The sequence below is a fragment of the Bordetella genomosp. 1 genome, from assembly GCF_002261335.1.
GTDB lineage: Bacteria > Pseudomonadota > Gammaproteobacteria > Burkholderiales > Burkholderiaceae_B > Bordetella.
Window position 1 is genome coordinate 248,023 of the sequence record NZ_NEVL01000007.1, and the last position, 15,753, is coordinate 263,775.

Consider the following 15,753-nt stretch of genomic DNA (forward strand, 5'->3'; position numbering starts at 1 on the left):
ACTTGACGCACAAAAGAAAACGCCGGCATCGCTGCCGGCGTTTTCTTTTTGGGGCGGGCACGAAGCCCGCCCCGAGGGGCGATGACGATTACTCGTTCGAACCTTCGGCGTCGGCCTGGGGCGCGTCGCCTTCCGGCTCGGAACCCACCGTGACCGGTGCGTCTTCGAACGGGTTGGCGAGCTGACGAGCGGCTTCGCGCTCGGCGGCTTCCAGCGCTTCCTTGTCCTTGCGGGCAAGGTGATACGCCAGACCGGTACCTGCCGGGATCAGACGACCCACGATCACGTTTTCCTTCAGACCGCGCAGATCATCACGCTTGCCCATGATCGCCGCTTCGGTCAGCACGCGGGTCGTTTCCTGGAACGACGCCGCGGAGATGAACGAATCGGTCGACAGCGAGGCCTTCGTGATACCGAGCAGCACGTTATCGTAGATGGCCGGACGCTTGTTCTCGGCGAGAACGCGATCGTTCTCGTTGAGCAGCTCCGAACGCTCGACCTGCTCGCCGGGGATGAACTCGGCGTCGCCCGGATCGGTGATGTTCACACGGCGCAGCATCTGACGAACAATCACTTCGATGTGCTTGTCGTTGATCTTCACGCCCTGCAGACGGTACACGTCCTGGACTTCGTCGACGATGTAGGTCGCCAGTTTCTCGATACCCTGCAGGCGCAGGATGTCGTGCGGGTCGGCCGGGCCGTCGACGATCATTTCGCCCTTGTTCACCACCTGGCCGTCGTGCACCAGAACCTGCTTTTCCTTCGGAATCAGGAACTCGTGGCTCACGCCTTCGAGGTCGGTGATCACCAGACGCTGCTTGCCCTTGGTGTCCTTGCCGAACGAGACCGTGCCAGTGACTTCGGCGAGCATGCCGGCATCCTTGGGCGAACGGGCTTCAAACAGCTCGGCCACGCGCGGCAGACCGCCGGTAATGTCGCGGGTCTTCTGCGATTCCTGCGGAATACGCGCCAGCACTTCACCCACGGCCACTTGCTGCGAGTCACGCACGGTGATCAGCGCGCCCACCGGGAACGAGATGTTCACGGCGTGATCGGTGCCGGCGATGCGGACGTCGTCGCCCGCTTCGTTGACCAGCTTGATCTGCGGACGCATGACGACCTTGCCGCCGCGCGTCTTGGGCGTGATCACGACCAGCGTGGACAGGCCGGTGACTTCGTCGACCTGCTTGGCGACGGTGACGCCTTCTTCGATGTTCTCGAAGCGCACGGCACCGGCGTATTCCGACACGATCGGACGGGTCAGCGGATCCCACGTGGCCAGACGGGTACCGGCCTTGACGGCTTCGCCGTCGCCGACCAGCACGGTCGCGCCGTACGGGATCTTGTGACGTTCGCGCTCACGACCGTTGTCGTCGAAGATCGCGAGTTCGCCCGAACGCGAGATCGCCACGCGCTCGCCCTTGGCGTTGGTCACGTAACGCATCGTGCTCGTGAAGCCGACCGTACCGTTGGACTTGGTTTCCACGGCGCTGGCCAGTGCCGAACGCGACGCCGCACCACCGATGTGGAACGTACGCATCGTCAGCTGCGTGCCCGGTTCACCGATCGACTGAGCGGCGATGACGCCGACGGCCTCACCGACGTTCACGTGCGAACCGCGGCCGAGGTCGCGGCCATAGCAGTGCGCGCACAGACCATGACGGGTTTCGCAGGTCAGCGGCGTGCGGACCTTCACTTCGTCGACGCCGATGCGATCGATCATGTCGACCAGATCTTCGTCGAGCAGCGAGCCGGCGGTGATCGCGGTTTCCTGCGTGTCGGGGTTGACGATGTCGATCGCAGCCACGCGGCCGAGGATACGGTCGCGCAGCGGTTCGATGACTTCACCACCTTCGACCAGCGCCTTCATCGAGTAGCCGTGCGAGGTGCCGCAATCGTCTTCGGTGATCACCAGATCCTGCGTCACGTCGACCAGACGACGGGTCAGGTAACCCGAGTTTGCCGTCTTCAGTGCCGTGTCGGCCAGACCCTTACGCGCACCGTGAGTCGAGATGAAGTACTGAAGCACGTTCAGGCCTTCACGGAAGTTCGCGGTAATCGGCGTTTCGATGATCGAGCCGTCCGGCTTGGCCATCAGGCCGCGCATGCCGGCGAGCTGGCGGATCTGGGCGGCGGAACCCCGCGCGCCCGAGTCGGCCATCATGTAAATCGAGTTGAACGACTCCTGGCGCACTTCCTCGCCGTGACGGTTGGTCACGGGCTCGGTCGCCAGTTGTTCCATCATCGCCTTGCCGACCTTGTCGCCAGCCTTGCCCCAGATGTCAACGACGTTGTTGTAGCGCTCTTGCGACGTGACCAGACCCGACGAGTACTGCTTGTCGATTTCCTTCACTTCGCGGCTCGCCTCGGCCAGGATGACTTCCTTGGCCTTGGGGATCAGCATGTCTTCCATGGCGATCGAGATGCCGCCGCGCGTGGCCAGGCGGAAGCCCGACTGCATCAGCTTGTCGGCAAAGATCACCGTGTCGCGCAGGCCGCAACGGCGGAACGACTGGTTGATCAGGCGCGAGATTTCCTTCTTCTTCAGCGCCTTGTTCAGCACCGTGAACGGCAGACCCTTCGGCAGGATCTCCGACAGCAGCGCACGGCCGACCGTCGTCTCGTGACGACGGATCACCGGCTGCCATTCGCCGTTCTCATCACGCTCGTGCTCCTTGAGGCGCACGGTGATGCGGGTCTGCAGCTCGACTTCGTTGTTGTCGTAGGCGCGCTGGACTTCAGCCACGTCGGCGAAGAAGATGCCTTCGCCGCGGCCGTTGACGCGCTCGCGGGTCGTGTAATACAGACCCAGCACGATATCCTGCGACGGCACGATCGACGGTTCGCCGTTGGCCGGGAACAGCACGTTGTTCGAGGCCAGCATCAGGGTGCGGGCTTCGAGCTGGGCTTCGAGCGACAGCGGCACGTGAACGGCCATCTGGTCACCGTCGAAGTCGGCGTTGAACGCCGCGCAGACCAGCGGGTGCAGCTGGATGGCCTTGCCTTCGATCAGCACGGGCTCGAACGCCTGGATGCCCAGACGGTGCAGCGTCGGTGCGCGGTTGAGCATCACCGGGTGTTCGCGGATCACCTCTTCGAGGATGTCCCACACCACCGGTTCCTGGCTCTCCACCAGCTTCTTGGCAGCCTTGATGGTCGTGGCCAGGCCCATCATCTCCAGACGATTGAAGATGAACGGCTTGAACAGTTCCAGGGCCATCAGCTTGGGCAGGCCGCACTGATGCAGCTTGAGCTGCGGACCCACCACGATGACCGAACGGCCCGAGTAGTCGACGCGCTTGCCCAGCAGGTTCTGACGGAAACGACCGCTCTTGCCCTTGATCATGTCGGCCAGGGACTTGAGCTGGCGCTTGTTGGCGCCGGTCATGGCCTTGCCGCGGCGGCCGTTGTCGAGCAGCGAGTCGACGGCTTCCTGCAGCATGCGCTTTTCGTTGCGCAGAATGATTTCGGGCGCCTTCAGCTCGAGCAGACGCTTGAGGCGGTTGTTGCGGTTGATCACGCGGCGGTACAGATCGTTCAGATCCGAGGTCGCGAAGCGGCCGCCGTCCAGCGGCACCAGCGGACGCAGGTCCGGCGGCAGCACGGGCAGCACTTCCATGACCATCCACTCGGCCTTGATGCCCGACTTCTGGAAGCCTTCCAGCACCTTCAGGCGCTTGGAGATCTTCTTGATCTTGGCTTCCGAGCTGGTGGCCTTGAGCTCGCCGCGCAGCGTTTCCACTTCGCGATCGATGTCGATGGTGCGCAGCAGTTCGCGCACGGCTTCCGCGCCCATCAGGGCACGGAAGTCGTCACCGTATTCTTCGGTCTTGGCGAGGAAATCGTCGTCCGACATGATCTGGCCGCGCTTGAGCGGCGTCATGCCGGGTTCGATCACGCACCAGGCTTCGAAGTACAGGACGCGTTCGATGTCGCGCAGCGTCATGTCGAGCACCATGCCCAGGCGCGACGGCAGGCTCTTCAGGAACCAGATGTGCGCAACCGGGCTGGCCAGTTCGATGTGGCCCATGCGCTCACGGCGCACCTTGGCCACGGTGACTTCGACACCGCACTTTTCGCAGATCACGCCACGGTGCTTCAGGCGCTTGTACTTACCGCACAGGCACTCGTAGTCCTTGATCGGGCCAAAGATCTTGGCGCAGAACAGGCCATCACGCTCGGGCTTGAACGTACGGTAGTTGATGGTCTCGGGCTTGCGAACTTCGCCGTAGGACCACGAACGGATCTTCTCGGGCGAGGCGATGCCGATCTTGATGGCATCGAATTGCTCGTCTTGCGAGACTTGCTTGAAGAGATCGAGTAGCGCTTTCATTAGTTACGCTCCAAATCCATGTCGAGGGCCAGCGAACGGATTTCCTTCACCAGCACGTTGAACGATTCCGGCATGCCGGCGTCGATCACGTGATCGCCCTTGACGATGTTTTCGTAAACCTTGGTGCGGCCGGTGATGTCATCGGACTTCACCGTCAGCATTTCTTGCAGGGTGTAAGAGGCGCCGTACGCTTCCAGGGCCCACACTTCCATTTCCCCGAAGCGCTGACCACCGAACTGCGCCTTGCCGCCCAGCGGTTGCTGGGTAACGAGCGAGTACGGACCAGTCGAACGGGCGTGCATCTTGTCGTCGACCAAGTGATGCAGCTTCAGGTAGTGCATGTAGCCCACGGTGACCGGACGCTCGAATTTCTCGCCGGTACGGCCGTCGAACAGCCAGGCCTGCGCACGCGAAGGCGTGAGCTGCATGCGCTGGGCGACTTCGTCCGGGTAGGCGAGTTCGAGCATCTTGCCGATCTCTTCCTCGGTCGCGCCGTCGAACACGGGGGTGGCGAACGGCACGCCGTTCTTCAGGTTGTGCGCGAGCTCGATCACGTCCTCATCGCTGAGGTCGTTGATGCGGGCGCTCGAACCCGTCGTGTTGTAGACCTTCTCGAGGTAGGCACGCACGTTCTTGACCTGTGCGGTGCGCTCGTCCTTGAGCATGTCGGCAATCCGGTGACCCACGCCCTTGGCGGCCCAACCCAGGTGAACCTCGAGCACCTGACCGACGTTCATCCGCGAGGGCACGCCCAGCGGGTTCAGAACGATGTCGGCGGTGGTGCCGTCGGCCATGTGCGGCATGTCTTCGACCGGGGTGATACGCGAGACCACACCCTTGTTGCCGTGACGGCCGGCCATCTTGTCGCCAGGCTGCAGGCGGCGCTTGACGGCCAGGTACACCTTGATCATCTTGAGCACGCCCGGGGGCAGCTCGTCGCCTTGCGTCAGCTTCTTGCGCTTCTCTTCGAAAGCCAGGTCGAACTGGTGGCGCTTCTGCTCCAGCGATTCCTTGGCCTGCTCGAGAACGACAGCGTGCGGCTCGTCGGCCAGACGGATGTCGAACCACTGCCAGCGATCCAGATCAGCCAGGTATTCCTTGGTGATCGAAGCGCCCTTGTTCAGCTTGCGCGGGCCGCCGTTGACGGTCTTGCCGACCAACAGCTTCTCGATACGATCGAACTGGTCGTTTTCAACGATGCGCAGCTGGTCGTTCAGGTCCTGGCGATAGCGGCGCAGTTCGTCGTCGATGATCGACTGGGCGCGCTTGTCGCGCACGATGCCTTCACGCGTGAACACCTGCACGTCGATGACGGTGCCGGTCATGCCCGAGGGCACGCGCAGCGAGGTGTCCTTAACGTCCGAAGCCTTCTCGCCGAAAATCGCGCGCAGCAGCTTTTCTTCCGGCGTCAGCTGGGTCTCGCCCTTCGGCGTGACCTTGCCCACCAGCACGTCGTCGGCGCTGACTTCGGCGCCGATGTAGACGATGCCCGAATCATCCAGGCGATTGAGCTGGGTTTCGGCCAGGTTGCTGATGTCGCGCGTGATTTCCTCGGGTCCGAGCTTCGTGTCGCGAGCGACGACGGTGAGCTCTTCGATGTGCACCGAGGTGTAGCGGTCATCGGCGACGACGCGTTCGGAGATCAGGATCGAGTCTTCGAAGTTGTAGCCGTTCCAGGGCATGAACGCGATCAGCATGTTCTGACCCAGGGCGAGTTCGCCCAGGTCGGTCGATGCGCCGTCAGCCAGCACGTCGCCCTTGGCAACGCGGTCGCCACGCTTGACGATCGGACGCTGGTTGATGTTCGTGTTCTGGTTCGAGCGGGTGTACTTGATCAGGTTGTAGATATCCACACCCACTTCGCCCGCGACGTTTTCTTCGTCGTTGACGCGGATCACCACACGCTCGGCGTCGACGTGGTCGACCAGGCCGCCACGCAGGGCTTGCACGGTCGTGCCCGAGTCAACGGCCACGGTGCGCTCGATGCCGGTGCCGACCAGCGGCTTTTCCGGACGCAGGCAGGGCACGGCCTGACGCTGCATGTTGGCGCCCATCAGTGCACGGTTCGCGTCGTCGTGCTCCAGGAACGGAATCAGCGAAGCCGCGACCGAAACGATCTGCGACGGCGCCACGTCCATGTAGTGCACGTTGGCCGGCGAGGTCAGCATGGTTTCGCCTGCTTCGCGGCAAGCCACGAGGTCGTCGACGAAACGGCCTTCCGCGTCGAGCGCGGCGTTGGCCTGCGCGATGACGTAGTGGCTTTCTTCGATGGCCGACAGGTAGTCGATCTGGTCGCTCACCTTGCCGTCGATGATCTTGCGATACGGCGTTTCCAGGAAGCCGTACTCGTTCAGACGAGCGTACAGCGCCATGGAGTTGATCAGACCGATGTTCGGGCCTTCCGGCGTTTCGATCGGGCAGACGCGGCCGTAGTGGGTCGGGTGCACGTCACGGACTTCGAAGCCGGCGCGCTCGCGGGTCAGACCGCCCGGGCCCAGTGCGGAGACACGACGCTTGTGCGTGATCTCGGACAGCGGGTTGGTCTGGTCCATGAACTGCGACAGCTGGCTCGAACCGAAGAACTCCTTGATGGCAGCCGAGATCGGCTTGGAGTTGATCAGGTCGTGCGGCATCAGGTTTTCCGTCTCGGCCTGGCCCAGACGTTCCTTGACGGCGCGCTCGACGCGCACGAGACCGGCGCGGAACTGGTTTTCGGCCAGCTCGCCCACGCAACGCACGCGGCGGTTACCCAGGTGATCGATGTCGTCGATCTGGCCGCGACCGTTGCGGAGCTCGACGAGGACCTTGATGGTCTCGAGGATGTCTTCGTTGGTCAGCGTCATGGGACCGTTCGAGTCGTCGGCGCCGCCCAGGCGGCTGTTGACCTTCATCCGGCCAACGCGCGACAGATCGTACGTTTCTTCGCTGTAGAACAGGCGCTGGAACAGCGCTTCGACGGCTTCCTCGGTGGGCGGCTCGCCGGGGCGCATCATGCGATAGATGGCAACGCGCGCGGCCATCTGGTCGGCGGTTTCATCGGTGCGCAGGGTCTGCGAGATGTACGGACCACGATCCAGGTCGTTGGTGTACAGCGTCTGGAATTCGAGCACGTTGGCGGCGCGCATGGCGTCCAGCACGCTTTCCGTGATTTCGTCGTTGGCGTGCGCGATCAGCTCGCCCGTTTCCGAGTCGACGATGTTCTTGGCCAGCACGCGGCCGTACAGGAAGTCTTCCGGCACGGAGATGCGCTGGATGCCGCCGTTGGCGAGATCACGCAGGTGCTTGGCGTTGATGCGCTTGTCTTTCTCGACGATCACCTTGCCCGAACGGTCGGCGATGTCGAAGCGGGCCATTTCGCCCTTCCAGCGCTCGGCCACGAATTCCATCATGCCGCCTTCGCTCTTCAACTCGAAGTTGTCGAAGTCGAAGAAGTGCGCCAGGATCGATTCCGGCGTCATGCCGATGGCCTTCAGCAGGATCGTGACGGGCATCTTGCGACGACGGTCGACGCGGAAGAACAGGACGTCCTTCGGATCGAATTCGAAGTCGAGCCACGAACCGCGGTAAGGAATCACGCGGGCCGAGAACAGCAGCTTGCCCGAGCTGTGGGTCTTGCCGCGATCGTGTTCGAAGAACACGCCGGGCGAGCGGTGCAGCTGCGAGACGATGACACGCTCGGTGCCGTTGATGACGAACGAACCGGTGCCGGTCATGAGCGGAATTTCGCCCATGTAGACTTCCTGTTCCTTCACTTCCTTGATCGTCGGCTTGCTGACCTCGCGGTCGAGCAGCACGAGGCGAACCTTCGCGCGCAGCGGCGACGCGTAGGTCAGGCCACGTTGCTGGCATTCCTTGACATCAAACACCGGCTCGCCGAGCGCGAAGCTCACGAACTCCAAGCGCGCCATACCGTTGTGGCTGACAATCGGGAAAATCGACGTGAACGCCGCCTGCAGACCTTCGTTGTGACGCTCCGCGGAGGGGGTGTCAGCCTGCAGGAAAGTTAGGTAGGATTGAAGCTGCGTCGCAAGCAGGAAAGGGACGTTCTGCACGTCCTCACGCTTGGCGAAGCTTTTGCGGATGCGCTTTTTTTCGGTGTACGAGTAAGGCATGAGCACTCCGACTCGAGGTTGCATGGGCCGTAAACCACGGCCCCGGGTGATACGACTCCAGGAAACCACCCTGAAACCACCTGTTCAGAAGGGGTTTCCTGGAAACGCAAAAGCCCGGGGACGGCAAACTGCGCTGTCCCCGGGCAGATGACGCGAAGGCTTACTTGACTTCGACCTTGGCGCCAGCTTCTTCCAGCTTCTTCTTGGCGGCTTCGGCGTCAGCCTTGGCCAGACCTTCCTTGACGGGCTTCGGAGCGCCGTCAACCAGGTCCTTGGCTTCCTTCAGACCCAGACCGGTCAGCTCGCGCACGGCCTTGATCACGGACACCTTGTTGGCGCCGGCTTCAGCCAGGACAACGGTGAACTCGGTTTGCTCTTCAGCAGCAGCGGCACCAGCGCCAGCGGCGGGGGCAGCGACGGCAACAGCGGCGGCAGCAGCCGACACGCCGAACTTCTCTTCCATTTCCTTGATCAGCTCGGACAGTTCGAGCACGGTCATGCCAGCGATGGCGTCAAGGATTTCAGCTTTGTTAAGGGCCATTTTTTAGAACTCCAGAATTGGGTAAAGCCAGGTTTGGTTGTCGCTATGTCGTTCAGCGAATTCCGAACACCGTGCCAAATTAGGCAGCGGCCTTTTGGTCGCGCACGGCCGCGAGGCCACGGGCGAACTTGGTCGGAACTTCGTTGAGCGTACGCACGAATTGCGCGATCGGGGCTTGCATGGTGCCCAGCAGCTTCGAGAGCAGTTCGTCGCGCGAGGGCATCGTGGCCAGGGCCTTGACACCTTCTTGGCTCAGCAAGTTGTTGGGCAATGCCCCACCCTTGATGACCAGCTTGTCGTTGCTCTTTGCGAAGTCGGCGAGGACCTTGGCAGCCGAAACCGGATCAGCGCTGATACCGTAGATCAGCGGACCGGTGAGTTGTTCGGACAGCGACTCGAAAGCCGTGCCAGCAACAGCTCGGCGGGCCAGCGAGTTCTTCAGAACACGCAGGTAAACGCCCGATTCACGCGCAGTTTTGCGCAGTACGGTGACAGAGGCGACGTCCAGACCACGGTACTCGGCGACAACGATCGATTGGGCCTGGCCGACTTGGGCCGAGACTTCCTCGATCACCACCGCCTTTTCTTGGCGATTGAGACTCACGGTTTGAACACTCCATCAAAAGACGTTTGGGGCAGAGCCTTGCACGTCAACCGAATGCGGCGCCTGGTTGAGTTCTTGAGTAAAGAATTCTTCCTGGGGACGCCGTCTACGCTGGATTCCGGGAGGTCCCGGGGATTAAGCGGCTTGCCTGTACTGCCGGCTTGCCGCTCCAGCGGTCTTTGACAGCAGCATCCGAAAAATCCGGATGCGGCCCAAAGTACTGTTTGCGATCAGCCTGGAATCAGGCCGACAGCGAAGCGATTTCCACGCGAGCACCGCCGCCCATGGTGGACGAGACGGCCAGCTTGCGCAGGTAGATGCCCTTGGCGGCGGCGGGACGAGCCTTTTGCAGGGCGTCGACCAGGGCGGCCAGGTTGGTTTGCAGTTGTTCGACTTCGAACGACGCACGACCGATGGTGGCGTGGATGATGCCGGCCTTGTCGGTGCGGTACTGCACCTGACCTGCCTTGGCGTTCTTCACGGCGGTGGCGACGTCGGGGGTCACGGTGCCGACCTTCGGGTTCGGCATCAGGCCGCGCGGGCCCAGGATTTGACCCAGGGCGCCGACGACACGCATCGTGTCGGGCGAAGCGATCACCACGTCGAAGTCCATCTGGCCAGCCTTGATCTGGTCAGCCAGGTCGTCGAGGCCGACCACATCGGCGCCAGCGGCGCGAGCGGCTTCAGCCTTGTCGCCTTGGGCGAACACGGCGACGCGAACCGACTTGCCGGTGCCGGCGGGCAGCACGACCGAGCCACGGACCAGTTGGTCCGACTTCTTCGGGTCGATGCCGAGCTGGACGGCGACGTCGATCGATTCATTGAACTTGGCGGTGGCGGTTTCCTTGACCAGGGTCAGGGCTTCAGCAACCGGGTACAGCTTGGTGCGATCGATCTTTTCGGCGATCGCGGCAGCGCGCTTGGACAGTTTTGCCATGATTAGATCCCCTCAACCGTGATGCCCATGCTGCGGGCGCTACCGGCGATCGTACGAACGGCGGCATCCAGATCAGCAGCGGTCAGGTCGGGCTGCTTGGTCTTGGCGATTTCTTCAGCTTGCGCGCGGGTCAGCGTGCCCACCTTGTCGGTGTGCGGCTTGGCCGAACCCTTTTGCACGCCGGCGGCCTTCTTGATGAGGACCGTCGCGGGCGGGGTCTTCATGATGAAGGTGAAGCTCTTGTCGGCGAAAGCGGTGATCACCACCGGAATCGGCAGACCCGGCTCGAGGCCTTGGGTCTTGGCGTTGAACGCCTTGCAGAATTCCATGATGTTCAGGCCACGCTGACCCAGGGCCGGGCCAATCGGGGGGGAGGGGTTAGCCTTACCAGCCGGGACTTGCAGCTTGATAAAGCCGACGATTTTCTTCGCCATGCTTTGCTCCTAACGGGTACATGCGCTGCCGCGAAAACGGCAGCTCCCCGGGGTTGAGATCAGGTCTTTTCGACCTGGCTGAAATCGAGTTCGACGGGGGTGGCACGACCGAAGATCGTGACCGACACACGCACCTTGCTCTTTTCGTAATTGACTTCTTCGACGTTGCCGTTGAAGTCTGCAAACGGACCTTCCTTGACGCGCACCATCTCGCCCACCTCGAAGAGGATCTTGGGCCGGGGCTTCTCGACGCCCTCTTCCATCTGGGAGAGGATCTTCTCGACTTCACGCTCGGAAATCGGAGTGGGACGGTTGCCCGAACCACCGAGGAAGCCGGTGACGCGATTCGTGTTCTTGACCAGGTGCCAGGTTTCGTCGGTGAGATCCATCTCGACCAGCACGTAACCCGGGAAAATCCGGCGCTCGGAAATCGACTTCTGACCGCCCTTGACCTCGACGACTTCTTCGGAGGGCACAAGGATGCGACCAAACGACGTTTGCAGCGCAGCCCGGTCGATACGCTCGATCAGGGCTTTCTGAACACTCTTTTCCATGCCGGAATACACATGGACGACATACCAACGTTTACTCATGTCTGTCCTTATTTCCAGCCCAGCAGCAGGCCGTAGAGCACCCACTCGATGCCCTTGTCGAGCACCCACATGAAAATGCCCATCACCGCGACGAACGCAAAGATGATCCCAGTCATCTGGAACGTTTCTTTGCGCGTGGGCCACGCGACACGCTTGACTTCGTTGTACGATTCGCCGGCAAAGCTGATCGTGCGGCGGCCGGGCTCACTGAACCAGGCGATCAACGCGGCGACCACGAGGCTGCCCACGAACACACCGACACGGGCGGCAGTCGGTTGCGCGCTGAGCACGGAAAAACCAACGATGCCAGCAATAACGACAAGAACCGCCAACCCGAGTTTGATCCGGTCAGCGGTACTGGTAACGGTTTCGACGCTGGTATTAGACATTTTGCGACGCGAGCCCGCCGTGAATGCGCAACTCGCGAGATCTCCGGCGGGTGGCAGGGGCAGTAGGAATCGAACCTACAACCTTCGGTTTTGGAGACCGACGCTCTGCCAATTGAGCTATACCCCTAAAACTTACACTTGCAGCGTGCTGCCGAACTTGGCTAGCTTGCTTCTGCTTGAATCAGCGGGACTCCCGCGACGTGATCGCACGTCTCAAGAGTTTGGCACCTGACGGAACCAAGCAGTGTACTACTTTTTTGCCTGATATGGCAATTATGGATAGCGGGCCCCGGGGGGCCGGCTATCCATATCGGGTACTGCTTACTTGATGATCTTGGCAACGACGCCGGCGCCGACGGTACGACCGCCTTCACGGATGGCGAAGCGCAGGCCTTCTTCCATGGCGATGGGGGCCAGGAGCTTGACGACCATCGAGACGTTGTCGCCCGGCAGGACCATTTCCTTGTCTTGCGGCAGATCGATCGTGCCGGTCACGTCCGTCGTGCGGAAGTAGAACTGGGGACGATAGCCGTTGAAGAACGGGGTGTGGCGGCCGCCTTCTTCCTTCGACAGGATGTACACCTCGGCGCTGAAGTCCGTGTGCGGGGTGATCGAACCCGGCTTGGCCAGAACCTGGCCGCGCTCGACGTCTTCGCGCTTGGTGCCGCGCAGCAGGATGCCCACGTTGTCGCCGGCCTGACCTTGGTCGAGCAGCTTGCGGAACATTTCCACGCCCGTGCAGGTGGTCTTCACGGTGGGCTTGATACCGACGATTTCGATTTCTTCGCCGACCTTGACGATACCGCGCTCGATACGGCCGGTCACCACGGTGCCGCGACCCGAGATCGAGAACACGTCTTCCACCGGCATCAGGAACGCGCCGTCGATGGCACGCTCAGGCGTCGGGATGTAGGTGTCCAGCGCTTCGGCCAGGGCCAGAATCGCTTGCTCGCCCAGTTCGCCCTTGTCGCCTTCCAGCGCCAGCTTGGCCGAACCCTTCACGATCGGGGTGTCGTCGCCCGGGAAGTCGTACTTCGACAGAAGTTCGCGAACTTCCATTTCCACCAGCTCGAGCAGCTCGGCGTCGTCGACCATGTCTGCCTTGTTCAGGAAGACGATGATGTACGGCACGCCAACCTGGCGCGACAGCAGGATGTGCTCACGCGTCTGGGGCATCGGGCCGTCAGCGGCCGACACCACCAGGATCGCGCCGTCCATCTGGGCCGCGCCGGTGATCATGTTCTTCACGTAGTCAGCGTGACCCGGGCAGTCAACGTGCGCGTAGTGACGCGTCTGCGTTTCGTATTCCACGTGGGCCGTGTTGATCGTGATGCCGCGGGCCTTTTCTTCAGGAGCCGCGTCGATCTGGTCGTAGCCCTTGGCTTCGCCGCCGAACTTGGTCGACAGGACCGTCGTGATCGCTGCCGTCAACGTCGTTTTGCCGTGGTCAACGTGACCAATCGTACCCACGTTCACGTGCGGCTTGGTACGTTCAAACTTGCCTTTTGCCATGGCTGACTCCTGACCTGGATTTGCGCTTCTGACTTGAAGAAATGACCCGAAGCGAATACTTCGGAGAATTCGGTGGTGCCCATGACGCGGATCGAACGCGTGACCTCTCCCTTACCAAGGGAGTGCTCTACCACTGAGCCACATGGGCATTCTGGAGCGGGTGAAGGGAATCGAACCCTCGTCGTAAGCTTGGAAGGCTTCTGCTCTACCATTGAGCTACACCCGCGGCTACCCTTTCACCTTGCTTCAATTTCCAATCCGCACACGCCTCACGGCATGCCGCACACCCTAAGCCAAGCATCGAACGCAACCAGCTGGTAACCCGCTGCGTAGCCCGCTCGCCCCTCAGACTTGGCTGAGATTCGAAAGGCTTCCCTCGATGCGAGGGCCTTACGATGCAAATCCAGGCAGACATCGCCTGGATTTGAAATTGGTTCGCTGGTGGAGGAGGTTGGATTCGAACCAACGTAGGCGCAAGGCCAACAGATTTACAGTCTGCCCCCTTTAACCACTCGGGCACCCCTCCAGCGAAGACTTGAAATTATGAACACATTCGTTGCCCGTGTCAAACGAATGGAGGCAAAAAAATGGTCATACTCGCAAGAATTTCCGGGACCGACCCTGGATACGTGGTTTTCGTGCAAAAACGAGACCGCGCTGCGCGCCGTCATGCGGTCGCAATGCGCGCATGCCCGAGCGGCCGACGCCGGCTCGGGCATGTGAGGCGCTGCGGCGCGCGGGTGCCGTTGCTCAGCCGGGCATGAGGGCCGCCCCGGCGCCGCCCTGACGCGCGGCGCCGGCCGCAAGCACGCCCGCGCCAGGAGCCTGTGGCACGGACACGCCGGGGCGCAGGATGTCGGCCAGGAATTTGCGCGTGCGGGGATGGCGCGGCGCCGTGAAGAACGTCTGCGCATCGGCCTCTTCGAGGATCTCGCCCGCGTCCATGAACCAGATCCGGTCGGCCACCTCGCGCGCGAAGCCCATTTCGTGGGTCACCACCATCATCGTGAGCCCGTCGGCGGCCAGCGCCTTGATCACCGCCAGCACCTCGCCCACCATTTCCGGATCCAGCGCGCTGGTGGGCTCGTCGAACAGTATCAGCGGCGGACGCTGCGCCAGCGCGCGTGCGATCGCCACCCGCTGTTGCTGGCCACCGGAGAGGTTGACCGGCATCGCGTCGGCCTTGTGTGCGAGCCCGACCTTTTCGAGCAGCTCGCACGCCATGCGATCCGCCTGCGCCCGCGTCAGATGTCCCACCTTGAGCGGCGACAGCATGATGTTCTCGCGCACCGTGAGATGCGGGAACAGATTGAATTGCTGGAACACGAAACCGATGCCGGCACGCAGCTGATTCAGGTTCTGCGAGGCGGCATGCACGTCGCTTCCGCCCACGCGGATGCTGCCGCCCTGGATCGGCTCCAGCCGGTTGATGGTGCGGATCATGGTGGACTTGCCCGAGCCCGAAGGCCCGCACACCACCACGACCTGGCCCTTCTCCACCCGGCCCGAGATGCCCTTGAGCACCTGTTGCGAGCCGTACCATTTTTCGACCTTGCTCAGTTCTATCATCGAGACTCTCCCAAATCGATACGGGCCGTCAGGCCGGCGCGAGGCGGCGGTGCGAGATGCGCTGCTCGAGCAGGCGCGCCAGGCGCGTGAGGGCAAAGCACGCGGCGAAGTAGAACGCCGCCAGGATGCCGAAGGTCTGCAGCGCCCGCGTCATTTCGATGCTGTTGACCTGCTGCGCCGCGAACGTGAGTTCGTGCACGCCGATCACGTACACGATCGACGTGGCCTTGATGGTGGACACGAACTGGTTCACCAGCGAAGGCAGCATGTTCAACAGCGCCTGCGGCAGGATCACGTGACGCATGGTCTGCAGGTACGACAGCCCGCTCGCGCGCGCCGCTTCGGTCTGGCCTGCCGGCAGGCCTTGCAGACCGGCCCGCACGATCTCGGCGAGAAAGGCCGATTCGTAGGCCACGATGGCACAGAGCGCCGTATGGAACGCCGAGATCGACGTGCCCGTGATCACCGGCACCAGGAAGTAGGCCCAGAAGATGATCATGACCAGCGGCACGCCGCGAAAGGCATATACCCAGGCGGTGGCCGGCCAGCGCAATCCTCGCCACGGCGACACGCGCGCCAGCGCCAGCAGCAGTGCCAGCGGAAACGACAGCAGCATGCCCAGCCCCGCGAGGATCAGCGTGGCCACGAAGCCGCCCATGGGCTCGTTGGGCCACGAGCCCACCAGGAACATCATGCCGTATTGATGCAGTATGTCGAGCATGGCGCCCC

At 62.4% G+C, this 15,753-nt stretch carries 11 protein-coding genes and 4 tRNA genes; all 15 read right to left on the bottom strand.

All coding sequences use genetic code 11. The annotated features are described in order from the left end of the window. Positions 1 to 88 precede the first annotated feature (88 nt). Positions 89 to 4,333, bottom strand: a complete 4,245-nt coding sequence (rpoC, locus tag CEG14_RS25415) for a DNA-directed RNA polymerase subunit beta' (RefSeq protein ID WP_094829192.1) — start codon at positions 4,331 to 4,333, stop codon at positions 89 to 91. Beyond that, on the bottom strand, positions 4,333 to 8,445 hold the full coding sequence (gene rpoB, locus CEG14_RS25420) for a DNA-directed RNA polymerase subunit beta (protein WP_141243266.1): 4,113 nt from the start codon (positions 8,443 to 8,445) through the stop codon (positions 4,333 to 4,335). Before rpoB ends, rpoC begins: the two co-directional genes overlap by 1 nt. A 160-nt stretch (positions 8,446 to 8,605) precedes the next feature. Then, on the bottom strand, positions 8,606 to 8,986 hold the full coding sequence (gene rplL / locus CEG14_RS25425) for a 50S ribosomal protein L7/L12 (protein WP_094829194.1): 381 nt from the start codon (positions 8,984 to 8,986) through the stop codon (positions 8,606 to 8,608). A 79-nt stretch (positions 8,987 to 9,065) separates the two neighbouring features. Continuing rightward, positions 9,066 to 9,590 carry a 50S ribosomal protein L10 gene (gene rplJ / locus CEG14_RS25430; RefSeq protein WP_094829195.1) on the bottom strand — a complete coding sequence of 175 codons (525 nt, stop codon included), beginning with the start codon at positions 9,588 to 9,590 and terminating at the stop codon, positions 9,066 to 9,068. Between the two features lie 241 nt (positions 9,591 to 9,831). Beyond that, entirely contained in the window at positions 9,832 to 10,527 is a 696-nt protein-coding gene (rplA, locus tag CEG14_RS25435) for a 50S ribosomal protein L1 (RefSeq protein ID WP_094829196.1), read from the bottom strand. A 2-nt stretch (positions 10,528 to 10,529) separates the two neighbouring features. Next, positions 10,530 to 10,961 carry a 50S ribosomal protein L11 gene (gene rplK, locus CEG14_RS25440; RefSeq protein WP_094829197.1) on the bottom strand — a complete coding sequence of 144 codons (432 nt, stop codon included), beginning with the start codon at positions 10,959 to 10,961 and terminating at the stop codon, positions 10,530 to 10,532. 59 nt (positions 10,962 to 11,020) lie between these two features. After that, positions 11,021 to 11,554, bottom strand: a complete 534-nt coding sequence (gene nusG / locus CEG14_RS25445) for a transcription termination/antitermination protein NusG (RefSeq protein ID WP_094829198.1) — start codon at positions 11,552 to 11,554, stop codon at positions 11,021 to 11,023. An 8-nt stretch (positions 11,555 to 11,562) separates the two neighbouring features. Beyond that, on the bottom strand, positions 11,563 to 11,943 hold the full coding sequence (secE, locus tag CEG14_RS25450) for a preprotein translocase subunit SecE (RefSeq protein ID WP_094829199.1): 381 nt from the start codon (positions 11,941 to 11,943) through the stop codon (positions 11,563 to 11,565). Positions 11,944 to 11,994: 51 nt separating this feature from the next. Further along, a tRNA-Trp gene (locus CEG14_RS25455) sits at positions 11,995 to 12,070 on the bottom strand. Between the two features lie 194 nt (positions 12,071 to 12,264). Continuing rightward, a complete protein-coding gene (gene tuf, locus CEG14_RS25460) occupies positions 12,265 to 13,455 on the bottom strand; it encodes an elongation factor Tu (RefSeq protein ID WP_094829186.1) in 1,191 nt (396 codons plus the stop codon). A 73-nt stretch (positions 13,456 to 13,528) separates the two neighbouring features. Beyond that, positions 13,529 to 13,603: transfer RNA gene (locus CEG14_RS25465), tRNA-Thr, on the bottom strand. A 4-nt stretch (positions 13,604 to 13,607) separates the two neighbouring features. Continuing rightward, a tRNA-Gly gene (locus CEG14_RS25470) sits at positions 13,608 to 13,681 on the bottom strand. A 213-nt stretch (positions 13,682 to 13,894) separates the two neighbouring features. Continuing rightward, positions 13,895 to 13,981 (bottom strand) — tRNA-Tyr (locus tag CEG14_RS25475). Positions 13,982 to 14,205: 224 nt separating this feature from the next. After that, entirely contained in the window at positions 14,206 to 15,024 is an 819-nt protein-coding gene (locus CEG14_RS25480) for an amino acid ABC transporter ATP-binding protein (protein ID WP_094829200.1), read from the bottom strand. A gap of 28 nt (positions 15,025 to 15,052) precedes the next feature. Continuing rightward, a complete protein-coding gene (locus CEG14_RS25485) occupies positions 15,053 to 15,745 on the bottom strand; it encodes an amino acid ABC transporter permease (protein ID WP_094829201.1) in 693 nt (230 codons plus the stop codon). Between the last annotated feature and the right edge of the window lie 8 nt (positions 15,746 to 15,753).